Source organism: Nonomuraea deserti, from assembly GCF_004348685.1.
Lineage (GTDB): Bacteria > Actinomycetota > Actinomycetes > Streptosporangiales > Streptosporangiaceae > Nonomuraea > Nonomuraea deserti.
Map to the genome: position 1 here is coordinate 33,283 of NZ_SMKO01000011.1, position 23,656 is coordinate 56,938.

The 23,656-nt window shown below is 70.5% G+C and carries 20 protein-coding genes; 5 read left to right on the forward strand and 15 right to left on the reverse strand.

The features are described 5' to 3' along the window. The first annotated feature begins 31 nt into the window (after window positions 1-31). Both E1292_RS07055 and E1292_RS07060 read left to right on the forward strand, forming a co-directional pair. Entirely contained in the window at window positions 32-2,335 is a 2,304-nt protein-coding gene (locus E1292_RS07055) for an ATP-binding cassette domain-containing protein (RefSeq protein WP_132593244.1), read from the forward strand. Window positions 2,336-2,374: 39 nt separating this feature from the next. After that, window positions 2,375-3,040: a hypothetical protein gene (locus E1292_RS07060; protein WP_132593246.1), complete on the forward strand. Its 666-nt coding sequence runs from the start codon at window positions 2,375-2,377 to the stop codon at window positions 3,038-3,040. A gap of 112 nt (window positions 3,041-3,152) precedes the next feature. Here E1292_RS07060 and E1292_RS07065 read toward each other — a convergent pair whose 3' ends face one another. Both E1292_RS07065 and E1292_RS07070 read right to left on the reverse strand, forming a co-directional pair. Beyond that, window positions 3,153-4,046: a hypothetical protein gene (locus E1292_RS07065; RefSeq protein ID WP_132593248.1), complete on the reverse strand. Its 894-nt coding sequence runs from the start codon at window positions 4,044-4,046 to the stop codon at window positions 3,153-3,155. Window positions 4,047-4,077: 31 nt separating this feature from the next. Further along, window positions 4,078-4,986, reverse strand: a complete 909-nt coding sequence (locus tag E1292_RS07070; RefSeq protein ID WP_132593250.1) for a S66 peptidase family protein — start codon at window positions 4,984-4,986, stop codon at window positions 4,078-4,080. An 88-nt stretch (window positions 4,987-5,074) separates the two neighbouring features. On the opposite strand from E1292_RS07070, the gene E1292_RS07075 reads away from it, so the two are divergent. Then, complete coding sequence (locus E1292_RS07075; protein ID WP_132593252.1) at window positions 5,075-5,962, forward strand: sulfotransferase family protein; 888 nt, start codon at window positions 5,075-5,077, stop codon at window positions 5,960-5,962. Here the strand turns inward: E1292_RS07075 and E1292_RS07080 are convergent. The 12 genes from E1292_RS07080 to E1292_RS07140 all read right to left on the reverse strand — a co-directional run bounded on the left by E1292_RS07080 (window position 5,931) and on the right by E1292_RS07140 (window position 20,418). Further along, on the reverse strand, window positions 5,931-7,820 hold the full coding sequence (locus E1292_RS07080) for an ABC transporter ATP-binding protein (RefSeq protein ID WP_132593254.1): 1,890 nt from the start codon (window positions 7,818-7,820) through the stop codon (window positions 5,931-5,933). The two genes, E1292_RS07075 and E1292_RS07080, sit on opposite strands and share 32 nt — an antisense overlap. A gap of 119 nt (window positions 7,821-7,939) precedes the next feature. After that, window positions 7,940-8,761 (reverse strand): enoyl-CoA hydratase/isomerase family protein, encoded by an 822-nt coding sequence (locus tag E1292_RS07085; RefSeq protein WP_132593256.1) that lies wholly within the window; start codon window positions 8,759-8,761, stop codon window positions 7,940-7,942. 147 nt (window positions 8,762-8,908) lie between these two features. Beyond that, a complete protein-coding gene (locus E1292_RS07090) occupies window positions 8,909-9,124 on the reverse strand; it encodes a helix-turn-helix domain-containing protein (RefSeq protein WP_125642298.1) in 216 nt (71 codons plus the stop codon). 113 nt (window positions 9,125-9,237) lie between these two features. Then, window positions 9,238-10,836 (reverse strand): ABC-F family ATP-binding cassette domain-containing protein, encoded by a 1,599-nt coding sequence (locus E1292_RS07095; RefSeq protein ID WP_132593258.1) that lies wholly within the window; start codon window positions 10,834-10,836, stop codon window positions 9,238-9,240. A gap of 111 nt (window positions 10,837-10,947) precedes the next feature. Further along, entirely contained in the window at window positions 10,948-13,527 is a 2,580-nt protein-coding gene (locus tag E1292_RS07100; protein ID WP_132593260.1) for an exo-rhamnogalacturonan lyase family protein, read from the reverse strand. Window positions 13,528-13,630: 103 nt separating this feature from the next. Then, on the reverse strand, window positions 13,631-14,539 hold the full coding sequence (locus E1292_RS07110; protein ID WP_132593262.1) for a carbohydrate ABC transporter permease: 909 nt from the start codon (window positions 14,537-14,539) through the stop codon (window positions 13,631-13,633). 11 nt (window positions 14,540-14,550) lie between these two features. Further along, window positions 14,551-15,528 (reverse strand): ABC transporter permease, encoded by a 978-nt coding sequence (locus tag E1292_RS07115; protein WP_132593264.1) that lies wholly within the window; start codon window positions 15,526-15,528, stop codon window positions 14,551-14,553. A gap of 62 nt (window positions 15,529-15,590) precedes the next feature. Beyond that, window positions 15,591-17,024: an extracellular solute-binding protein gene (locus E1292_RS07120; protein ID WP_220446710.1), complete on the reverse strand. Its 1,434-nt coding sequence runs from the start codon at window positions 17,022-17,024 to the stop codon at window positions 15,591-15,593. A 116-nt stretch (window positions 17,025-17,140) separates the two neighbouring features. Next, window positions 17,141-17,767: a YesL family protein gene (locus E1292_RS07125; RefSeq protein ID WP_246089970.1), complete on the reverse strand. Its 627-nt coding sequence runs from the start codon at window positions 17,765-17,767 to the stop codon at window positions 17,141-17,143. Between the two features lie 125 nt (window positions 17,768-17,892). Further along, entirely contained in the window at window positions 17,893-18,549 is a 657-nt protein-coding gene (locus tag E1292_RS07130) for a DUF1961 family protein (RefSeq protein WP_132593268.1), read from the reverse strand. A gap of 99 nt (window positions 18,550-18,648) precedes the next feature. Then, window positions 18,649-19,671 carry a LacI family DNA-binding transcriptional regulator gene (locus tag E1292_RS07135; RefSeq protein WP_132593270.1) on the reverse strand — a complete coding sequence of 341 codons (1,023 nt, stop codon included), beginning with the start codon at window positions 19,669-19,671 and terminating at the stop codon, window positions 18,649-18,651. 165 nt (window positions 19,672-19,836) lie between these two features. Beyond that, complete coding sequence (locus tag E1292_RS07140; protein ID WP_132593272.1) at window positions 19,837-20,418, reverse strand: TetR/AcrR family transcriptional regulator; 582 nt, start codon at window positions 20,416-20,418, stop codon at window positions 19,837-19,839. Window positions 20,419-20,481: 63 nt separating this feature from the next. On the opposite strand from E1292_RS07140, the gene E1292_RS07145 reads away from it, so the two are divergent. Then, window positions 20,482-21,339: an NAD(P)H-binding protein gene (locus E1292_RS07145; RefSeq protein ID WP_246089971.1), complete on the forward strand. Its 858-nt coding sequence runs from the start codon at window positions 20,482-20,484 to the stop codon at window positions 21,337-21,339. 301 nt (window positions 21,340-21,640) lie between these two features. Here the strand turns inward: E1292_RS07145 and E1292_RS07150 are convergent, their stop codons facing one another. Next, entirely contained in the window at window positions 21,641-22,297 is a 657-nt protein-coding gene (locus E1292_RS07150; RefSeq protein ID WP_132593274.1) for an acVLRF1 family peptidyl-tRNA hydrolase, read from the reverse strand. 282 nt (window positions 22,298-22,579) lie between these two features. On the opposite strand from E1292_RS07150, the gene E1292_RS07155 reads away from it, so the two are divergent. Beyond that, window positions 22,580-23,605, forward strand: a complete 1,026-nt coding sequence (locus E1292_RS07155) for an EAL domain-containing protein (protein WP_246089972.1) — start codon at window positions 22,580-22,582, stop codon at window positions 23,603-23,605. The last annotated feature ends 51 nt before the right edge of the window (window positions 23,606-23,656 follow it).

Sequence of the window (23,656 nt, forward strand, 5' to 3'; positions counted from 1 at the left end):
ATAAACAGTCGGCCGACGATGGAAGGGTTCCGTGCTCTCCAGCCAGCAGGCAAGCGCCGTCCAGCATCGCGATCACTCCGCCGCTGACAGCCACGACCACATCCAGGTCCGTGGCGCCAGGGAGAACAACCTCAAGGGCGTCTCCCTCGACATCCCCAAGCGGCGTCTCACCGTCTTCACCGGAGTGTCAGGCTCCGGCAAGTCCTCGCTCGTCTTCGACACGATCGCCGCGGAGTCCCGGCGGCTGATCGACGAGACGTACACCGCGTTCATCCAGGCCTTCATGCCGAGCCTGGCCCGCCCCGACGTCGACGCGCTGCACAACCTGAGCGCGGCGATCATCGTCGACCAGGAGCGCATGGGCGCCAACGCCCGCTCGACCGTGGGCACGGCCACCGACGCGCACACCATGTTGCGCATCCTCTTCAGCCGGCTCGGCGAGCCGCACGCCGGCTCGGCCAGCGCCTTCAGCTTCAACATGGCCGAGGGCATGTGCCCCGAGTGCGAGGGGCTGGGCAAGGCCTCCGACATCGACGTGGACGAACTGGTCGACAGGGAGCTGTCGCTGAACGACGGCGCCATCAAGGTCCCCGGCTACGCGGTCGACAGCTGGCCGTGGCAGGTCGTGGCCGGATCCGGCCTGTTCGACCCCGCCGTCAAGCTGGGAGACTTCACCCCCGAGCAGTGGGAGGACCTCCTCCACAAGCCGCCGACCAAGCTCAGGTACGGCTCCAGCAACTTCACCTACGAGGGTCTCGTCACCCGGGTCAGGCGCGCCTATCTCGCCAAGGACCGCGAGTCGATGCAGCCGTCGGCGCGGGCGTTCGCCGACCGGGCGGTCAAGCTGATCCGCTGCCCGTCCTGCGCGGGCTCCCGGCTGAACGAGGCCGCCCTCTCCTGCCGGATCGACGGCAGGAACATCGCCGAGTGCTCGGCCATGCAGATCAACGACCTGGCCGCCTTCGTCCGCGGCATCGGCGACCAGGCCGTCGGCCCGGTTCTGGACGGGCTGCTGTCCACACTCGACTCGCTGGTCGAGATCGGTCTCGGCTATCTCAGCCTCGACCGCGAGTCGTCCACGCTGTCGGGCGGCGAGGCGCAGCGGGTCAAGATGGTGCGCCACCTCAACTCCAGCCTGACCGACGTCACCTACGTCTTCGACGAGCCGACGGCCGGCCTGCACCCGCACGACATCCAGCGGATGAACAACCTGCTGCTCCAGCTGCGCGACAAGGGCAACACGGTGCTCGTCGTCGAGCACAAGCCGGAGACCATCGCCATCGCCGACCACGTCGTCGACCTCGGCCCGGGCGCCGGCGCGACCGGCGGGCAACTCTGCTACGACGGCGACCTCGACGGGCTGCGCGCCTCCGGCACGCTGACCGGCCGCTACCTCGGCCACCGGGTCGGCCTGCGCGAGGAGGTCCGCAGGCCGTCCGGGCAGTTGCCGATCAGGAACGCCACCCTGCACAACCTGCGCGACGTGAGCGTGGACGTGCCGCTGGGCGTGCTGACGGTGGTCACCGGCGTGGCCGGGTCGGGCAAGAGCTCGCTGATCCACGGCTACGTCGCGGGCCGCGACGGCGTGGTGGTGGCCGACCAGTCACCGATCCGCGGCTCGCGCAGGAGCAACCCGGCCACGTACACGGGGGTGCTCGACCCCGTCCGCGCGGCGTTCGCCAAGGCCAACGGCGTCAAGCCGGGCCTGTTCAGCGCCAACTCCGCGGGCGCCTGCCCGAAGTGCAAGGGCATCGGGCTCATCTACACCGACCTGGCGATGATGGCCGAGGTGGCGTCGGTGTGCGAGGAGTGCGAGGGCAGGCGGTTCACGCCGGAGGTGCTGACGTACACGCTGCGGGGCAAGAACATCAGCGAGGTGCTCGCCATGCCGGTGGCCGAGGCCCGCGACTTCTTCACCACCGGCCAGGCCCGCACGATCCTCGACCGGCTGGCCTCGGTCGGCCTCGGCTACATCGGGCTCGGGCAGCCGCTGACCACGCTGTCGGGCGGCGAGCGGCAGCGGCTCAAGCTGGCCATCAACATGGCGCGGAACGGCACCACGTACGTGCTGGACGAGCCCACCACGGGGCTGCACCTGGCGGACGTGGACCAGCTGCTCGCCCTGCTCGACCGCCTGGTGGACGACGGCAACACGGTCATCGTGATCGAGCACCACCAGGCCGTCATGGCCCACGCCGACTGGATCATCGACCTGGGCCCGGGAGCCGGTCACGACGGCGGCCAGGTCGTGTTCTCCGGCACCCCCGGCGAGCTGGTCGCCACCGGCTCCTCGCTCACCGCGCTGCACCTGCGCGAGTACGTGGACCGTCCGTAGCGCGCCCGGCCTGCACGGGACGGTCCCGGAGGGGGATGCATGCGACCTGAACGGCCCGGCGGCGCCGCCCGCGTGGCGGCGCTGCGCGCCCGGCTCCGTCACGTCTACTGGATCGGCGGCGGGAGCGGCGCGGGCAAGTCGACCGTCGCCCGCCGCCTCGCGGACCGGCACGGCCTGCGCCTGTACGCCACCGACGACGTGATGCCGGATCACGCCGCCAGGAGCACGCCCGGGGAGTGCCCGCACCTGCACGCGTTCATGGCCATGGACATGGACGAGCGGTGGGTCAACCGGTCACCCGAGACCATGCTGGAGACGTTCCACTGGTTCCGGGGTGAGGGCTTCGACCTGATCGTCGAGGACCTCCTGCGGCTGCCCGCCGGAGCTCCCGTGGTCGCCGAGGGCTTCCGGCTGCTGCCGCACCTGGTGCAGCCCCTGCTGGCCGTGGCGCGTCACGCCGTCTGGCTGCTCCCGGCGCCGGAGTTCCGCCGGGCCGCGTTCCACAGCCGCGGCTCGCTCTGGCAGACCGCCGGGAGGACGGGCGATCCGGAAAGGGCGCTGCGCAACCTGCTCGAACGCGACCGGATGTTCACGGAACGCCTCGCCGGGGAGGCACACAGGTTGGGGCTGGCCGTCGTCGAGGTCGACGGCACGATGACCGAGGACGCCCTGGCCGATCGGGTGACGGCGGCGTTCGGGCTCTGAACGCGCGCGACCAGACTTCGCTCGCGTTCGGGCTCTCAACGGCGCGCGACCAGACTCCGATCGCGTTCGGGCTCAGCGGCGGGTGGCCCGGCCAAGGGCATCGGAGCAGGGGTCAGACCGCCAGGCGGGCCAGGACCTCGGCGAACTCCGGCGGCGGCGCCACGACGAGGCGAGCGTGGCCGCTCTGCAGCACGATGTCGGCCTTGATGAGCGTCAGCGCTCCCCGGTGCCACCAGTAGACCTGCGCGCTGAGCCCGTCGGTGCGGGCCGCGTGCACCCGCAGCCGCTCGATGGCCCGCACCACCCCGATCCCGTCGACCGGATGGACGAGCAGGGTGTACGGGTCGGGCAGCACCACGAGCGCCCCGTCGGCGGGCACGGGCAGGTAGGAGCCCAGCCACCGCAGATGCGTGGCCGCGGCGGGGGTGGCCGCGGTCAGGCGGGTCACCGGCGTGCCCGACAACTCGATCCTCTCGACCAGCAGCCGCTCCTCGCGCCGCACGTTGGCCACGGCCAGGTCGAGGGCCCGCGCCGGCGGGACTGGCCAGCAGCCCGCCTCCTCGGGGCGCACGGCCCGCGTGCCGATGGTGAGCAGTTCCACGAGGTCGGCGTTGAGGTGGCGGCCCACCACGCGGGTCAGGTCGCTCACCTCGTCGACGGACTCCACCCGGGTGCGCATCAGCGGCTTGGCCTGCTCCAGGTCGCAGACGTCGAGCCGGTCGCCGGCGGTGGCGACGGCGTGCGCGAGGTGCTCGGAGACCAGCATCGGCCAGTCTTCCCTGGCTCTGCGCGCGGCCTCGCGCCGCAGCCCGGTGAGCCGGACGACCAGTTGCCCGCTCCCCCCGGCGCCCGGGCCCGCGGCGCTCGCCAGCCTCACGGAGCCTCCGTCGCGGGCGAACTCGAAGGAGTATCCGAGGGACTCCGCGACGAGTGCGAGCAGGGAATCGAGGTCGACGTCCTCGACCGGCCGGCGCGAGGGTTCGCGGTCGCGCCCGAACAAATTCACGCGCCGTGTCCCTTCTGTCGGTTTCGTCCCTCTACCTTGCCTGCTCCTTCTCGCCGATCCGACCAGCCAGGGAGCACGATTCGGTATCGATAACACCAAGCGCTCCCAGCCACACGCTCATCTGTGGCGACCCGTGACCCACGGGCAACCCCGCCACCACCGGCACCCCCAGCGGCGCCAGGCGTTCGCGCAGCACCGGATAGGGATCGCCGCAGTCGACCCACGAGCCGAGCGCGATGCCCCGCACACCCTCGAACACGCCCGCCTGCGACAACTGCGTCAGCATGCGGTCGATCCGGTAGGGCTCCTCGGTCACGTCCTCCAGGAAGGCGATTCTGCCCTGGAACGACGGCTGCCACCGGGTGCCGCACATGGAGGCCAGCAGCGACAGGTTACCGCCGGACAGCACGCCCTCGGCCCGCCCCGGCACCAGCACCCGGTCGCCGTGCACCCGGTAGTCGTGCGCAGGGCCGCCCGCGCCGAACAGCGCCGCCCGCAGGCTCTCCCAGCTCTGCGGCTCCGGCCGCTTCTCGTCGGCCATGATCTGGGAGGCGGGCATCGGCCCGTGCAGGGTCGGCACGCCCAGCTCGACGGCGAACGCGTTGTGCAGCGCCGTGATGTCGCTGGACCCGACGAGGACCTTGCGGCCCGCCGCCCGCATGGCGTTCCAGTCGAGCCGGTCGAGCAGCCGCGCGGCGCCGTAGCCGCCCCGGCAGCAGAACACCGCGGAGACGGCCGGGTCGCACCAGGCCGCCTGCAGGTCGGCGGCCCTGGCCGCGTCGCTGCCCGCGAGGTAGTCGAGCTCCTGGCGGTCGAGCGCGTGGGCGCCGACCACCACCTTCAGCCCGAGCGCTTCCAGGCGCTCGACGCCGCGCCTGAGCATCACGGCGTTGGGCGGGCCTGACGGCGAGACGATCGCGACGGTGTCACCTGGCTGCATCGACCAACTCCTTACATGCCTGCTCCGGTGAGCACCGATGCGGCACTGGCTCGTTCACGTGCCAAACGGTGCCACACTTACCTGTCGTATGCGACTTCCGCCCCACATCCTCGTGGTCAACGGCATCAAGGTCCGCCGGCCGGTCTTCCTGCTCGGAGCCCCGCATTCCGGTACGGATCTGCTCGCCCGCGCCCTGAAACGATCCCCTGGCTTCCACGTGACGATGGGCCGCGCGAGCGTGGCGCACGTGGTGTACGCCTTCGCCCGCAAACCGTCGCTCGCCGCCACGTCCGGCGCCGTGCGCGTCATGCGTGACGCCCTCGCTGAGTCGTGGCAGGTGCTGCCCCGCTCGTGCGGCCAGTGCGCCGAGCCGTGCAGGGAGGCGGGCGGCGTCATCGGCACCGGCCCCTGCGTGAGCACCGGCGACGTCAACCGGTTCGGCGACGGCAGCCCCGACCTGCTCTACAGCGTCCCCGTGCTGCTCCAGGCGTTCCCCGACGCCCGGTTCGTGCAGCTCATCCGCGACGGCAGGGACGCCGTGGCCGGCATGCTGGCCGATCCGGCGTGCCTGGCCTGGTTCAAGCCGGCGATGCTGACGGGCCAGACCGAGTTCCCCAACGCGTTCTTCGGCGTCAGCAAGGACGAGCACCTCGACCGGTGGCGCGACATGCCGGACGCGGGCAAGAGCGCGCTGCGCTGGCGCAGCGCCGTGCGGGTCAGCGCCGAGCTGCGCAGGACACTGCCCGAGGAGCAGCTCCTGACGCTGCGCTACGAGGACCTCGTGCTCAGGCCGCCGCAGTCGGTGGCCACGCTCACGGAGTTCCTGGAGACGCGGGTGTCCAAGGTCGTGCTGTACGACCCCGGCGTCCCCAAGCCGGGCGCCCACACCTCCCGGCTCGGACGCGACGACGTCAAGCTGGTGGAGAAGGTCGCCCGCGAGGAGCTCAAGCGGCTGGGCTACCTGAAGAAGAGGTGAACTGGGTGCGGTAGAGCTCGGCGTAGAACCCGTCGCGCCCCAGCAGCTCGTCGTGCCGGCCGCGCTCGGCGATGCGGCCGTCATGAATGACGAGGATCTCGTCGGCCTCCCTGATCGTCGACAGCCGGTGCGCGATGACCAGCGAGGTGCGGCCCTCCAGCGCGGTCTTCAGCGCCACCTGCACCGCCGCCTCCGACTCGGAGTCGAGGTGGGCGGTGGCCTCGTCGAGCACGACCACGCGCGGCGCCTTGAGCAGCAGCCTGGCCAGCGCGAGGCGCTGCTTCTCGCCGCCGGACAGCCGGTAGCCGCGATCGCCCACGACCGTCTCCAGCCCTTCGGGCAGGCCCTCCACGAGGTCTCCTATCTGCGCGGCCCTGAGAGCCTCCCAGATCTCCTCGTCGCCCGCCCCCGGCCTGGCATAGCGGAGGTTGGCCGCGATCGTGTCATGGAAGAGATGAGCGTCCTGCATGACCACCCCCACGGTGTCGCGCAAGGAGTCGAGCGTGGCGTCGCGCACGTCGAGCCCGTTGATCCTGACCGCGCCCTCGTCGACGTCGTAGAGGCGGGAGACCAGCGAGGTCATCGTCGTCTTGCCGGCCCCCGAGTGGCCGACGAGGGCGATCAGCTGCCCCGGCTCGGCCCGGAACGAGACGCCCTTCAGCACCGGGTGGGACGGGCCGGTGTCCTGCCGGGCCACCGACTCCAGCGAGGCCAGCGAGACCTCCTCGGCGGCCGGATAGCGGAAGCGCACGTCGTCGAACTCGATCGTCACCGGCCCCTCGGGCACCGGCACGGCGCCGGGGCGCTGCGCCACCATGGGCTCGAGGTCGAGGATCTCGAAGACCCGGTCGAAGCTCACGAGGGCCGTCATCACGTCCACGTGCACGTTGGACAGCGACGTCAGGGGGCCGTACAGGCGCATCAGCAGGGCGGCCAGGGCCACCAGCGTGCCCAGCTCGAACACATCCGAGACGGACAGCACGCCGCCGATGCCGTAGACGAGGGCGGTGGCCAGCGCGGCCACGAGCCCGAGGGCGACCCTGAACACGGTGCCGTACATGCCGACGGTCACGCCCACGTCGCGGACCCTGGCGGCCCGGCTGCCGAACACCTCGGCGTCGTCCTCCGGCCGGCCGTAGAGCTTGGCGACCGTCGCGCCCGCCACGTTGAACCGCTCGGTGGTGACCGAGCTCATCTCGGCGTCGAGCTGCATCTGCTCCCGGGTCAGCGCGGACATGCGGCGGCCCACGAACTTGGCGGGGACGATGAAGATCGGCAGCAGCACCAGCGCGACGAGGGTGACCTGCCACGACAGGGCCAGCATCGCGCCCAGCACCAGGACCAGGCTGACGACGTTGGAGACCACGGACGACAACGTGCTCGTCAGCGCCCGCTGGGCGCCGATCACGTCGGTGTTGAGCCTGCTGACCAGCGCGCCGGTCTGGGCCCTCATGAAGAACGCCACCGGCATGCGCTGCACGTGGTCGAAGACCTCGGTGCGCAGGTCGAAGATCAGGCCCTCGCCGATGCGCGCCGAGAACCACCGTTGCACCAGTGTCAGACCGGCGTCGACCACCGCCAGCACGGCGATCGCCACGGCCAGCCCGACCACGACGTCGGTCCGCTTGGGCAGGATGCCGTCGTCGATGATCGCCTTCATCAGCAGCGGGTTGGCGATCACGATCACCGCGCCCAGCACGACGAGCACGAGGAACGCCACGAACTGCCTGGTGTAAGGCCCGGCGTAGCGCGCGATGCGCCGCACGGTGCCGGGCCGCAGCCGCTGCCTGGTCACCGAGTCGTCGCGCCGCAGGGACGCCATCACACCGGGGCCGAAGCCCCCGCCCATCATCGCCATTCGGGGTCCTCCCCCCGGCACAGCGCCACCATGGCGCATGAGGATTCCCGAGTCAGCTCACCGCGTAATCCGGGGGCTTCGCAGGGTCCGTCCGGCACCCCTGCCCTGGTGGCCTCGCCTCAGCCGAAGAGGGCTTTGATCCGGGCCGCCTGCTCGGCCCCCTCGGCCGCGCACTGCTCCTCCAGGGAACGGCCCTGCGCCCCCTGGAGGAGTCGCTTGGTCGCGGCGGCCGCGTCCCGGTTGACGGCGAGCAGCTCCGCGATCTTGTCCTGTACGGCCTGGTCGAGGTCGCTCCCCGTGACCACCTTTTCCGCGAGGCCGATCCGCACGGCCTCGTCCGCGCGCACCACCCTGGCCGTCAGGCACAGGTCTTTCGCCTTGGCCAGGCCCACCAGCTCGACCAGCGGCTTGGTGCCGGTCAGGTCGGGCACGAGACCCAGCGCGGCCTCCTTCATGCAGAACGCGGCGTCGTCGGCGACGATCCGCAGATCACAGGCGAGCGCCAGTTGGAACCCAGCGCCGATCGCGTGCCCCCGCACGGCGGCGATGGAAACGATCTCCGGGCGGCGCAGCCACAGGTATCCCGCCTGAGCCTGCTGCAAGCGCTGCTCGAAGGTGGCGGCGTCAGCAGCGGCCGCCGAGCTGAACGAGCCCTGTCCGGGCACCCCCTCTGGTGTGAACATTCGCAGGTCGATTCCTGCCGAGAAGGACGGTCCCTCACCTTTCACGACGACGACGCGCACCTGCTCCGGCAGGCTCTCGCCGATGCGAGCCAGCGCCGACCATGTCGCGAACGTCATGGCGTTGCGCTTTTCCGGCCGGTCCAGCGTGATCGTCGCTATCTCACCGTCCACCTCGAATCGGAGCCCGCCGTCCGCCGGATTCCCGGCCGAGGCGTCCTCCGCATACCCCCCGCGCTGTTGCGCCCGCGCTTCCGCCATCGCCCGCTCCTCGTGTCCCGGCCGCGCACAGGGTGCGCCGCAGAGTGCTGACCGTCGCGCCCGAGCCTACAGAATGTCGTTCTGGCCCGGGCGCGACGTCGGCTGTCAAGGGACGAGCGGCTGCGGTCGCACGTTCCGAGGCGGCCGTCAGCGCTTGGACTTGCCCCGGGTCGCCCCGCCGCGCCCGCGCAGAGTCACGCCGGACTCGCTAAGGATGCGGTGGATGAACCCGTAGGACCGGCCGGTAGAAGCGGCCAGGGCGCGGATGCTCTCGCCCTGGGCGTAGCGCTTCTTGAGATCGCCGGCCAGTTTTTCCCGGTCGGCCCCGGTGACCCGGGTGCCCTTCTTCAGTGTCTCGGCCACGAGTACCTCCTGTAGTGCCGGACTTCCGCAGCGTTACTCCGCCATGATCAGTCATTTCAGCGGGATCGGCTACCTACTCCACGGGAAAAGATCCGTACCCACTCAAATTAAGATCAGGCAAGTGCCACAAGATCGGAAAATTCGTCGCTCCATGCGTCTTCAGTTCCGTCAGGTAGCAAGATCACCCTATCCGGTGACAGGGCGTCAACGGCACCCTCGTCATGTGTGACTAGGACGATTGCCCCTGAATATGACCTTAGAGCGTTGAGAACCTGCTCGCGGCTGACCGGGTCGAGGTTGTTCGTCGGCTCGTCGAGAAGCAGCACATTGGCGCTCGAAAGCACCAGGATGGCCAGGGCGAGCCGGGTCTTCTCGCCGCCGGAGAGCACCCCGGCCGGCTTGTCGGCGTCGTCTCCCGAGAACAGGAACGAGCCGAGCACCTTGCGCAGCTCGGTGTCGGTGAACTGGCCACCGGCCGAGCGCATGTTCTCCAGGAGCGTGCGGTCGTTGTCGAGGGTTTCGTGCTCCTGGGCGTAATAACCGATCTTGAGGCCGTGACCGGGCCTGATCTCGCCGGTGTCGGGCGTTTCTATGCCGCCGAGCAGGCGGAGCAGCGTGGTCTTGCCCGCGCCGTTGAGACCCAGAATGACGACCCTGTGACCTCGGTCGATGGCCACGTTGACGTCGGTGAAGACCTCGAGCGAGCCGTACGACTTGGACAGCCCTTCGGCCGTGAGCGGGGTGCGCCCGCACGGCTGCGGCTCGGGGAAGCGCAGCCTGGCCACCTTGTCGCTCTGGCGCTCCTCCTCCGTGCCCGCCAGCAGCCGGTGCGCGCGCCGCATCATGTCCTGGGCGGCCTTGGCCTTGGTGGCCTTGGCGCGCATCTTGTCGGCCTGCGCCAGCAGCGCGCCCGCCTGCTTCTCCGCGTTGGCCCGCTCCCGCTTCCTGCGCTTCTCGTCGGTCTCGCGCTGGGCGAGGTAGGCCGTCCAGCCCACGTTGTAGTGGTCGATCACCGAGCGGTTGGCGTCGAGGTGCAGGACCTTGTTGACCGTGGCTTCAAGAAGCCCGACGTCGTGGCTGATGATCACCAAGCCGCCTTGATGAGATCGCAAAAAATCACGAAGCCACCCGATTGAGTCAGCATCTAGGTGGTTTGTCGGCTCGTCGAGAAGGAGAGTTTCCGCTCCGCTGAAAAGAATTCTCGCCAATTCAACGCGCCTGCGCTGGCCGCCGGAAAGCGTTTGCAGAGGCTGCGTGAGCACTCTGTCGGGCAGGCCGAGACTGGAGGCGATGGAGGCGGCCTCCGACTCGGCCGCGTAGCCGCCGAGCACGTGCATCTGATCTTCGAGGCGGCCGTACCGCTTCACCGCCCGCTCGCGCGTGCGGTCGTCGGCGGAGGACATGCCGAGCTCGGCCTCACGCAGCTTGCGGAACACCTCGTCGAGCCCGCGCGCCGACAGGATGCGGTCGCGGGCCAGCACCTGCAGATCGCCGGTGCGCGGGTCCTGAGGGAGGTAGCCGACGCTCCCGGACCTGGTGACGGCGCCGGACGCGGGCAACCCCTCGCCCGCCAGCACCTTGGTCAGGGTCGTCTTGCCCGCGCCGTTGCGGCCGACGAGCCCGATCTTGTCGCCGGGATTGACCCGGAACGTGGCTTTCTCGATGAGCAGCCGCGCGCCCGCGCGCAGCTCGATATCACTGGCGATGATCATGATGGCGGAACACTCCCGAGCTAGGAAACGAGGGTTGGGGCGTGCGACGCCGATCAATCGGGAGTATGCATACGGATCAGTGTAGGGCCCCCGCAGGGGCCCCACCCCTGGTTAACCCTCTGCCAGGTGCTCTCCGATCAGGGCCAGGTTGCCGATCGCGGCCAGGCCGTACTGCGCCGCGCTGTTGGTGGACACGAACGGCGCCTCGCGCACCGGCGACGGCACCCCGGGACCGTCGACCAGCGTCAGCTCCCAGTTCTCCTGGTGCTGCAGCGGGTTGCGGTTGAGCTGATCACCCTCGCCGAGGCGGAACTTGCGCCACGCCCACGCGGCCAGCCCGGCGTCGCCGGTGCGCGCCGCCGCGTACGCGGTGAGCCTGCTGTGCGCCTGGATCAGCGAGATCCCGCTCAGCCGCCGGCCCACCTCGGCCTCCTGCTGCTCGGGAGTGGCGAGATAGAGGCGGCAGTACTCCAGCCACGCCTCCTCGAAGCCCGGCACGCCGAGGTCGAGCGCGATGAGCTCCGCGCACATCTCCGGCAACCCGAACAGCGACGACAGGTGCGAGACGGAGATCTGGTCCCGCGAGGTGTCGAAGCGGCCCGTCTCCAGGTTCAGCCGGCCCTCGCCCGTCAGGAACCGGCGCGGCATCGCCCCGATGTCGGCCATCGTGCCCAGCAGCCGGTCCCTGGCCCGCTCGTCGCCGTGCCGCTCCCACCGGGTCAGCCACGCCGCCGCCAGCGACCCCCAGTCCGTGCCCAGGCCGACCGACAACCCGGCCGGGTCGGGGGTGTAGACGTCCTCGCGGACCTTGCGCGTGGGGTCGATCGCCAGGAACGTCTCCTCCGGCGTGCTCAGCTCGTCCATGAGGTCGCCGGTGCGCTCGTCGGCGGTCAGGTAGTAATAGAAGCGGCGGTAGGCGGCGTTGGAGATGCGCAACTGCTTGCAGCTGCAGCCCCAGTGCTGCACGTTGTGCCGGCTGCCCAGGCCCTTCCACCTGCCGAGATGGTAGACGTCGACCTCGCCGGTGTGGCGGGTCATGGCCTCGGCGAAGCGGAAGACGTCGGCGCGTCCCGTGCGCAGATACTGCAGCCACAACCACAGGTCGGGCGACAGCTCGGAGTTGTCCCAGGCGTACCCGCCCACGTCGTACCGCCAGGTGTGCCGGTCGGGGTCGTAGGTGTGCATGACGTCGCCGTAGTCCCAGAACCCGTACCACCTGCGCTGCTCGCGCTCGCGCACGTACAGGTCGAACAGGAAGTCCAGGCGGTCCTCGATCCGGGCGCGCGCGGGCGTGGAGCGGTCGGGCAGCTCCCAGACGCCGAACACGCCCGCCTCGCGCGCCCGCTCCGGCGTCACGGCCAGCAGGCCAGGCCGGTTCATCGCGGCCGCGTGCGCGGCCAGGTCGGCGGCGGAGGGGGTGGCGTCGTAAGCGCGCAGGGTCAGCTCGTGCGTACGCGCCACGCCGTGGGCGTCGCCGAAGCCCGGCTCGTAGTCCTCGTACGTGATCTCCAGGCCCTCGAGCTGCTCGGCGAACGTGTCCTGGCCCATGCCGTCGTGGTAGAAGCGCAGGTCCATGGCCGGCGCGGACGGCGACCACAACCAGACGGTGGCGGTGGCCAGGCCGGTGGCGGCGTTCCCGACGTCGAGGCGGGTGGGGTGCAGGCGCCAGAAGTCGCGCAGGCCGAACCCGAGGCCGCCGCTGACGCCGCCGACGTAGCCGTAGCCGCCCGAGCGCGTCCCCGAGGGGATCGTCACCCACGCGTGGCCCTGCGCGGTGCGCTTGCGCAGCGTGTAGCCGTCGGCCGAGGTCTGGTCGAGGGTGTAGTCGTTCCAGGCGGGGATCAGGTGCAGTCGGCTCGCCACCTCGGGGGCGATCTCCCCGACGGGCCTGCCCTCCACCTGCGCCCGGCGTACGTGCTCGCCGGGATCGCGGCGCAGGCCGGTCAGGCCGCGTACCGCCTCGGTGAGGAACCCTTCCGCACCGGCCAGCCGTACGTGCCTGTCGTGCGGCTGATCGCGCATGACCACGTCGGCGCGCAGGCCGAGCCCGGCCAGGAAGTCCCGCTCCGGGTCGCCGTCGTAGACGAACGTGTGCATGATCCGCACCTGCTCGGCGCCGGCGTGGAAGTACAGGCGCACGGTGAACGGCAGCCAGTCGCCGTGCCGGCCCTCCAGCCGCACGACGGCGCGCAGGGGGCCGTCCTGCTCGACGGTGACGCTCTCCACGACGCCCTCGCCCGGCTCGCGGGCCACGGCGCCGTCCTCGTCGGGGGTGGGCTCACCCTGCCGGAGGCTGACCAGGCGGACGTTCCTGGCGATCTCGCGGCTCCCGCGCGAGATCGAGCGGGCGACCGTCCCGCCGCCGAGCTCCCAGGTGACCACGCCCGTGCTCACGACCAGCCCGCCGCGCTCGCGGGCGACCGTGACGGCCGTCCCGGGCACGGCGGGCTCACGGCCCGGTTCGAGCCGGTACGCCCGCGCGACGTCCTGCTGCGCCCCGATGGCGTGGGCCGACCACTTGACCGAGCCGTCGGGCCAGGTGGCGGTCACCCAGCTCTGCACGGGCACCTCGCGGCCCGCGTCGTCGGCCAGGGCGAACGGCGCGTCCCGCGCCACCGTGCCGCGCGGCCACGGGACCCCCCAGGTCGTTCCCTCCTCACCCGGCCGGTCCAGCCAGCGGAGCTCGGTCATGTGATCTCCTTCGGTCGCTCGGCGACGATCGCGGCCACCTCGTCGGCGCCGCGGAAACAGACGTGGCCGTCGTCGGCCGCTCCGTGCTGGTGGAGCGGGCGGCTCATTCCTTGACCGACCCGATCAGCACGCCCTTGGCGAAGTGCTTCTGCAGGAACGGGTAGAAGAACAGGATCGGCAGGGTCGCGATGACGACGACGGCGAACTTGAGGCCCTGCTCGGGCGGCACCCAGGTCCGGTCCATCTGCGACAGGGCGGTGGCGGCGTCGGTGCTGGTCAGCTGGCGTACGAGGATCTGCAGCGTCCACTTGCCCGGATCGGTGATGTACAACAACGGCGACATGTAGTCGTTCCAGATGGCCACCGCGTAGAACAGCGAGAACGTGGCGATGACCGGCTTGGACAACGGCAGGACGATCTTGAAGAACACGCCCATCTCGTTGCAGCCGTCGATGCGCGCCGCCTCCTCCAGCGCCTGGGGCAGCTCCTGGAAGAAGCTCTTGACGATGATCAGGTAGAACGGGTTGATCGCCAGCGGCAGGATCAGCGCCCAGTAGCTGTCGAGCAGCCCCAGGTCACGCACCACCAGGTAGGTGGGGATCATGCCGCCGGAGAAGACCATGGTGAAGATGACCAGGTTCAGGACCAGCGTCCTGCCCGGGAGGTACCGCTTGGCCAGCGGGTAGGCCATGGTGAAGGTCAGCAGCAGCTGGACCACCGTGCCGACCGCCGTCACGACGACGGTCGTGAGCAGGGCGCGGATGAACGTGTCGGTGGCGAAGATGTACGCATACGACTCGGTGACGAACTTCTCCGGCCACAGGAAGAACGGGCGCGAGGAGATCTCCGCCTCGCCCGCGAACGATCCGGCCAGCACGTAGAGCAGCGGCAGCACCGTGATCAGCGCCAGTCCGACGAGCACGACGACGTTGAGGGTGTCGAACGCGCGGCTGCCGAGCGAGCTGTTGTTGTTGACCGGCTGCGTGGCCTTGGTCTCGGTCATGGTCGACATGCCGGGGCTCCTTAGAACAGTCCACGCTGGCCGAGGCGCTTGGCCAGCCAGTTCGAGCCGAAGATCAGGATGACGCCTGCCACGCCCTTGAACAGGCCGACGGCGGTGGAGTAGCTGATGGCGCCCTGGGTGATGCCGGCGTAGTAGACGTAGGTGTCGAACACGTCGGCCACCGAGCGGTTCAGCGAGGTGGTCATGAGCCAGATCTGCTCGAAACCGGAGTCGAGCAGGTTGCCCGACGCGAGGATCGCCATCACGACGACCGTCGGGCGGATCGCGGGCAGGGTGACGTGCCAGAGCTGGCGGAAGCGTCCCGCGCCGTCCATGCGGGCGGCTTCGTACAGGTTGGGGTCAACGCCCGCCAGCGCGGCGAGGTAGATGATCGTGCCCCAGCCGGTCTGCTTCCACAGCTGCTGCAGGATGATCAGCGGCCGGAACCACTCCTCCTGCGCCATGTAGTCGACCTTCGCGGTGTCGCCCAGCAGGTCGCGGATCCATCCCGAGATCACGCCGAAGTCCGCCGCGAACAGCAGGTACGTCAGCGAAGCCACGATCGTCCAGGACAGGAAGTGCGGGATGTAGATCAGCGACTGGACCGACCGCTTGACGAAGCTGACACGCAGCTCGTTCAGCATCAGCGCGACGATGATCGGCGCAGGGAAGACGATGACGATGTGCAGCAACGCCAGGAACAGCGTGTTGAACATCAGTCGGCCGAAGTCGGGGCCGGAGAAGAGGTCCTCGAAGTGCTTGAAGCCGACCCAGGGGCTGCCCGAGTAACCGAGGAAGGGCAGGAAGTCCTGGAACGCGATCGTCACGCCGTACATCGGCAGATACTTGAAGATCGCGAAATAGGCGACACCCGGGAGGAGCATCAGGTAGAGCCAGCGATAGCGCGCCAGCGCCGCGCGGAGCGGCACCTTGCCGGCCCTCCGCTTCTTCGCCTTGGTGGCCGCCTTCGGGGGAGGCGGCGCCAGGTCGGTGGCCACAGCGGCCTCCTTTCATGTAAGAGGCCCGGGACGCGCCGGCCCCGGGCCTCTCAGCGCGACGTCTACTGCCCGAGCTTGGACACCAGGTCGTTGATCTCGGCGGCCACCTGCGTGCCGCCGCTGTCGTACCAGCGCTTGATCTCGGCCTTCAGCTGCTCCTCGGTGAAGGTGCCCGACAGGTACTTGATCCGGGCGTCCGAGATGATCGTGTCGATCTGCGCGCCCTTCGCGACGGCGGTGGGCGAGACCACGGGCAGCGCCACGTTGTGCACGGCCGTCTTGAGATCCTCCTCCACCAGCTCCTTCTGGAGCTTGAGCATCTCCTGGTACGGCTCCCCCGACGGCACACGCTGGTAGGCGATCCCGCCGATGGACACGTCACCCTTGGTGCTGAGCTGGATGAAGGCGTCGTCCACGTCGTTCTGGATCCTCTTGACCGCGGGGTCGTCCTCGTTGATCAGCGCGGCGGTGTCGCCGTTCTCGACCTTGAAGTTGCGGCCCTCGATGCCGTTGGAGAGCAGGACCTGCCCCTCCTTGGTCGCCAGCTTGTCGAGGGTCTTCAGCACGTTGTCGAGCTCCGCCTCGGTCCGCACGCTCTGCTTGGAGACGGCCAGGGAGTCGGCGTAGCCGGTGAACGGGTAGGAGAACTTCTTCCCGTCGGAGCGCTTGAGGTTGCCGACCATGGTGACCTTGTCGCCGTAGGTCTCCTTGTCGTCCTCGTAGAACAGGTCGAGCCACTGCCTGGAGCGGATGTTGACGTCGATGATGATGCCGCCCCTGTTCTGGTGGACCGGGTCGTTCCACTTGGCGGCGTCGAGGGTGGCGAAGTCGGGGTTGACCATGCCGCCGTCGACCATCTTCTTCAGCCACCGGTTGGCCTCGATGAACTCGGGGGTGTCGAAGCCCGGCACGATCTTGCCGTCGCGCTCGCCCCAGCCGTTCGGGGCGCCGAACCAGGTCTCGATCACGTCGTACGGGCTGGCGCTGGCGTAGTTGCCGGGCCATTTCGGGATGACGAGGCCGTAGGTGTCCTTCTTGCCGTTGCCGTCGGGGTCCTTCTCGGTGAACGCCTTGGCGATCTCGTAGAGCTCGTCGACCGTCTCGGGCTCGTCGAGGCCGACCTTCTTCAGCCAGTCCTTGCGGATGATGACCGCGGAGCGCAGCAGCGGCCGCATCCGGTAGAGGCCGTAGATCTTGCCGTTGATGGAGGAGTTGAGCGCCGTCTGCGCGTCGGCGGGCTTGAGGTTCGGGTACTTGTCCAGCTTGTCGGTCAGATCCCAGAACGCTCCGGCCTGGGCGGCCTTGACGAACGCCGGCAGGTGCGGGTCCACGACCATGACCTGCGGGATGTCGTCCGAGGCGAGCGTGACGTTCAGCTTCTCGGTGTACTCGGCGTTGGGCACCCAGGTGATCTGGAGCTTCTTGCCGAGGAACTTCTCGATCGCCTGCTGCATCTCGCCCTTGGGATCCGGCGCGGTGCCGAACAGCTTCGACATGAAGGTGATCGTGTTGGGGTCCGTCTGGGGCGCGTCACCGCCGGAGCAGGCGGAGGCGGTGAGAGCGACCGTTAGCGTTAACACACCGGCAAGGAGCCGCCGGCGACGGGATGCGCTCATGAGTTCCCTTTCGAATGCAGTCGCGCCTCGTTCTCCTCGAAGAAGCGCTGGCAGAGCCACGTGTTGAGGTAGATCCACGCGCCGAAGGCGACCACCGGCGCCAGGACGGGCAGCACCGCGGTCGCGTAGGCGATGGACGAGAGCACTAGCAGCAACAGCACGGACGAAGCCGGACGCATGAGCGCTAGCTGTGTCGCTTTGGGCCAGTACGCCCACAGCGGAAGGTCGTAGTGCACGTAGAGCGGCCCGACGTAAGCCCCCACACCGGCCAGCGCGATGAGCGCCACGAAGGTCGCGATCCGCAACGTCCCCATACTCGGCCCGGCGGCGGACAGGTACAGGTAGTTGCCGATCAGCACGGTGGCGAGCACCGCGACGGGGAGGATCAGCAACGAGGCGCGGACGAACTCCCGCCGGTAGACGTTCCAGAAGTCCCCCCAATGAATCGATTCACCCCGAGCATGGCGACGTGCCACGGTGTAAGCGGCCACGGTGGCGGGCCCGAGTCCGAGGACCACGCCGCCGAGCAGGGTGAAGGCGATCCACATCAGGTTGATCCTGGCCGCCCAGAAGATCTCTGAGCAGACCGCTTGAACCTTCATTGACATGGCTGGATGGCTCATCCCGCAGCACCTTCTGACGGCGTGTGCGCGGACACGGGGGCGGAGTGTTGCGCCGTGGTTCCCCCGCCGTTACGGGAGGGTGAACCCCGGTGGTGTTGCGAAATTAGTGTTGAATCGACTCAAAGTCAATGACGCGAAATCCGGAGATTTCCGTACTCGCCGATGAGCGGTGCCATCTGCCGGAACCCGATTTTGCCTCCTGCCAGGGCAGGCCCGCCCACGGCACCGTCGTCCGCCCAGCGGAACGAGACCAAATCGTTGACCGAGAACGTGACCTCGCCGCCGCGCACGTCGATGCGCATCGCGTACGGGCCGTCGGCGTCGAGCACCGGGGGCAGCGGGTCGGGCCCCTGCGCGACCAGGTGGAACCCGTGGCTCTTCCGCAGGTTGCAGGTGTGCAGGGCGCGCTCCGACGCCCACATGCGGCGGAAGTAGGAGACGTGATAGGCGTCGATGTCGCCGTGGTGGTACTGCTCGTAGGGTCCGGTGCGGGCGGCCAGGTCTGGGTCGAAGAGGTCGGCGCCGTTCCTGCCCCTGGCGTGGAAGAACATGATGGCCAGGCCCGGCTCCCTGATCGGCAGGAAGTCCCACTCGATCCGCACGTCGGCGGGCAGGTCCGCGGGGCACCACAGCACGACGTTGGCCGCCTGGCCGTCGGACGGCGGCCTGCGGCTCTCCAGACGCATCCGGCCCCGGGGGAAGGAGGTGACCCCGTCACCCTCCATGCGGAAGCCCGCCAGGTCTTCCTGGCAGGCCAGGGCATTACGGTAGAGCTCGGTCAAGGAGGGCTCCTTCCGAGGTCGCGGCGCCGCGTACCGGGTGCCGGGACGTACGGGCCGTGCGGCGGCGGGCGCCAGGGCCCAGCCGCAGGATGAAACGGTTCAGGGCTGAGGGCGACAGGGCGCGCTGGACTCGCGGATCACCAGGTCGGGCTGGAAGATGACCTGCCGGTGCCGGTGCTGCTCCGGCTCGGCCACCTCTTCGAGCAGTAAGTCGATGGCCGTGCGCCCCAGCAGCTCGCGCGGCTGCCGCACCGAGGACAGCGGCACCGCGGCCGCGGCGGCGAAATCGATGTCGTCATAACCGATGATGGCCAGGTCGTCGGGCACGCGCAGGCCGTGCGTGGCCATCGCCTGGAGCAGGCCGAGTGCCATCATGTCGTTGGCGCAGAAGGCCGCCGTGGGCCGCTCGGCGGCCGGCAGCTCCGCCATGCGCTCGCCGATGGCCCGCCCCTCGGCGACGGTCAGCGTGGGGGCGGTGGCGGTGAGCAGCTCGGCGCCGCCGCCGGCGGCGGCCACCGCCCCGGCCACGCCCGCGTGCCGGTCGGCGACCTGTTTGACCGACATCGGCCCGCCGACGAACATGATGCGCCGGTGCCCGCGCTCGATGAGGTGCGCGCCGGCGATCTGCCCGCCCAGCCGGTCGTCGACCGCCACCGAGCACTGCAGCCCGGTGGCCGGGCTGTCGACCAGCACCACGGGAGTGCCCCGGGCGGCCAGCTCCTCCAGCCAGGGCGTCTCCGCCTCGACGGGGGTGATCAGGATGCCCATCACCCGCTGCTGTTCGAGCTGGTCGAGGTGGCGGCGCTCGCGACCGGCGTCACCGGCGCTGTTGCACAGCACCACCATCGTGTCGTGGTCGTCGGCCACCGACTCGGCGCCCTGGGCCACGTCCACGAAGAACGGGTTGGCCACGTCGAGCACGACGAGCCCGACCGTGCGGCTGCGGCCCACCCGCAGGTGGCGGGCCACCTCGTTGCGGACGAACCCCAGTTTCTTGATCGCTTCGAAGACGCGTTCGCGGGTGGCGGGCGACACGATCTCCGGGCGGTTGAGCACATTGCTCACCGTGCCCACCGAGACGCGCGCCAGCTGCGCGACCTCCTTGATGTTCCTGGTCGCCATCGATCCTCACGAGGCCGTGCCGCTGTAAGAGCATGAGCCGCTACTCGGAGGTGGTCCGCGGACGCGGCCACCGTGCAGAAACCGCTGCCTGTCGGCGGGACGGCCAGATGCCGCCCACCGTGAACCCGGCCATCATAGCGGCAATCAAGATTGAATTGAATCGTCTCAACCGGGCAGGGCATGCGTGGCCGCGGCGGCCGTCATGCCGTCGAGCATCAGGCGCAGGTATCTCCCGGGGTCGGCGGCGACCGGCTCCGGCAGCGTGCCGGGATGGCAGGTGAAGACGTTGAGCAGCTGGATCAGGTCGTCGACGCCGACGTCCGTACGCATCGAGCCCTCGGCCTGCGCCCTGCTCACGAGGTCACCGAGTTGCCGTACCCACTGCTCGCGCGCCCGCGCGAACTCCGCACGGTCCGCGATCGCCTCCTGAGGCAGCTCGGCCAGCGCCGTGGCCAGCGCGGCCCGGCCGGGCTCCGCCGCCCAGGAGACGAACGCGCGGACCGCGCTCCACGCGTCCGGTGCGCGCCGCCCGGCCTCGTCCAGCGCCTGCGCCATCGTGTGCACGTAGTGATCGCCCACGGCCACGATCAGGGCGTTGCGATCGGGGAAACGGCGGTAGAGCGTGCCGACGCCGACCCCCGCGCGCCTGGCCACGGCCTCCATGGGGACACCGACGCCGCGCTCGGCCATGACCTCGGCCGCCGCAGCGACGAGCTTGTCCAGGTTCCGCCTGGCGTCCGCGCGCACACGCACTCCCTTAAGTGGACGATGCGATTCCGCATAGTGTACCGTCCCCGTAACCGGAATATCTTGTTCCACTTAGCGGAGGACATGGTGATCGTGGTGACCGGGGCCACCGGCTCCATCGGACGGGCGCTCATCCAGCGGCTGACGAGCTCGGGCGGGCACGACGTGCGCGCCGTGGTCCGGCGGCCCGCCGCCCACCTGGGCTGCGACCACGCGCTCGGCGACTTCGACGAGCCGGGGACGATCGGCCGGCTGCTCTCGCCGGGCGACCGCCTGTTCCTCAACAGCTCGCTCTGGCCGGGCTTCACCGGCGCCCACCGAGCGGTGATCGACCTGGCCGCCCGCGCGGGCGTGGCGCAGGTGGTGACCGTGTCCGTACGGGGCGCCGCACCCGGCGCGAAGCTGGGCGGCGGCATGCACGGGGAGGTCGACGCCCACCTGAGGGCCTCGGGCGTGCCCTGGTCCATCCTCCAGCCGACCGGCTTCATGCAGAACCTGCCGCGCGAGGTCCGGGACGGCCGCTTCTACGGCTCGTACGGACCCGGTCCGGTCAACTACATCGACACGAGGGACATCGCCGAGGTGGCGGCCGCCCTGCTGACCCGCCCGGTGGGGGCGGACGGCGACCACGTCCTCACCGGCCCGGAGTCGCTGTCGCACCACCGGATCGCCGAGCTGATCAGCGCCGTCCTCGGGCGCCCGGTCCGCTACGTGGATCTGCCGGTCCCGGAGATGACCGCGCATCTGGAGCGTCAGGGCCTCACCCAGCCGCTGGCCGGCGACCTGGCCGCCCTGATGGCCGAGACGGGCGACGGCCGCTGGGCGACGACAACGACGACCGTCGAGGACCTCGCCGGCCGCCCGCCCCGCACCCTGTCCACCTTCCTCTCCGAGCACGCCCACGCCTTCGACACGGCCTGACCTCCTCCCCTTCCCACCACCCGGTCAGCGCCCTCCCCTTCCCACCACCCGGTCAGCGCCGGTGCCGCATCGCTGCGCTCGGCGCCTTCCCGACGCCGGTGCGACGAACCACACCCCGCCGCCCTCGTACCGAGCGGCGTACCCGCACGGTTGGACGCGCCGTGGGTCAGAGCGGGCAGAACCCGCGGACGCCCACCCGCGGGGAACGGCGGACCCGCACGGTCGAGCACGACGGATCAGGGCGGGTCGACCACGCGGACACGGACCGGAACGGCGGACCCGCACGGTCGAGCGTGGCGGCTCAGGGCGGGTCGACCACGCGGACACGGACCGCGCGGAACGTGGGCGGAGTGTCCTTCAGCACCGCCAGCTTGGGGTCGGGCACCACCAGGAACGGCTCGGTCTCCAGGGCCAGCAGGGGCGCGAGCCGCCGGTCGTGCCGCAGGGCGCCGCCCGCCCGCCGGTCCCCTCCGAGCACCACCGCGTCCAGCTCCGGCAGGTGCGGCGAGAGCACCCGCACCGCCGTGGCCACCGCATCGTCGAACGCCTCGGCCGCCTGCTTACGCCGCCTGCGGGCGTAGCGCTGCTGGGACCATCCCCCTGCCGCCGTGCGCCCCTGCACCAGCCGTGACCCCACCTTCGAGGCGACCAGGGCGGAGCCGTGGAAGACACCGGCGGCGTACCCGCCGAGCCGCACCAGGAACACTCCCACCCGCCGCTCCGCCGACGCGTGGGCGACCAGCCGGGTGACGTGCGGCGGCCCCGGTGGCGACATGGGCGGGAAGGGCACGTGCAGCTCGGCCAGCGCGCCGTCGGCGGCGAGCAGCCGGACCACCCGGCCGTCCCCCGAGGGGGAGAAGGGTCCGTGGCGGCCGGCGAACCCGTCGATCCACGGGTGCAGGCGCTCCGGCGGCACGGTCACCCACCGGCCGCCGCCACCGGCCGGACGCGCGCTCATGGTCGGAAGGCTAGCCCACGCGATCGCGACGGGACACACGCCCACGCTCCGAAAGCCACCCCACGCCACCGGACACACGCCCACGGACCCAAGGCCAGCCCACGCCACCGGACACACGCCCACGGACCCAAGGCCAGCCCACGCCACCGGACACACGCCCACGGGGCCGGAAGGCCGGCCGACGGCATCGTGATCAGGACGGGTGAGAACCCAAGCGGAAATGTCGGTTAACTTTGCATCGCGGGACTTCTGCGGCGGATGTGCCTCCAGCACCATCTGTACGTGTCCTCCCTGCTCACCAGCCCCATGGTGGATCTCGACACCGGGGCCGTCATCGCGCACCCGGCCGTCGTCGACTCCGCCGGCGTCCTCCGCGCGGCCCCGCTGCCCATGGTGCTCGAACTGCCCATCCGGGTGGTGCTGTCGGGCGCGGGCGCGCTGGCTCCCCTGCACGAGGCGCTCAGGAGCGCGGGCAGACACCCGCGCGAGGCGATCCTGCTGCTCACCGGAGCGGTCCACGAGCAGGACCGGCCGCTGCTCAGGGCAGGGCTGGACGGCACGCGCACGATCGGTTACCTGCTCGGCTTCGCGGACGTCGGCACCGGCGGCGCGGCGCTCGACCTGGTCTCGGAGTCGTCGCCGTACCTGCTGGCCCTCAGTCCCGAGCTGGTGGCGCGCATCCCCGCCGACCACCGGGCGATCGCGGTGGCGCGGGCGGTGGTGTCGCTGGCCCGTGGCATCGGCGCGCACGTCCTGGCCCCGGGCGTCGAGCGCGAGCCGCAGGTGGCGGTGGTCCGCGGCCTCGGCGTGCGCCTCGCGCACGGGCCCCTGCTCGCCCCCGGCCCCGACGGCGAGGTGCGAGTGCCGCTGCCCGTCGCCGACGAGTCGCCCGCCACGGTGATGCTCGGCCCGCGCGTGCAGGAACTGCTGATCCCGGCCGTGACGCTGCCGGAGGCGGCGAGGGCGGAGGAGGCGGTGGCTGCGTTCGGGCACGAGCCGACGATCACCAGCGTGATCCTGGTGGACGAGTTCCAGCGGCCCATGGGCAGCCTGGACCGCAGCCGGTTCCTGCTGTCGTTCGCCGCCCGCTACGGGCACGCCCTGCACGGCGCGAAGCCGGCGCGGCGGCTGGCCGACCCGCCGCGCACGGTCCCGCGGACGACCCCTGCGGTCGCGGCCATGCAGGCGGCGGGCAGGGACGCGGCCCGCGTCTACGACGACCTGGTGGTGACCGACGAGCTCAACCGCTGCCTGGGCATCGTCCGCGTCTCCGACCTGATCAGGCAGGTCACGTCGGCCAGAAGCTGACGACCTCCCGCGGGTCGGGCTGGTACGCGGCCTTCACCGGCGGCACCCCGG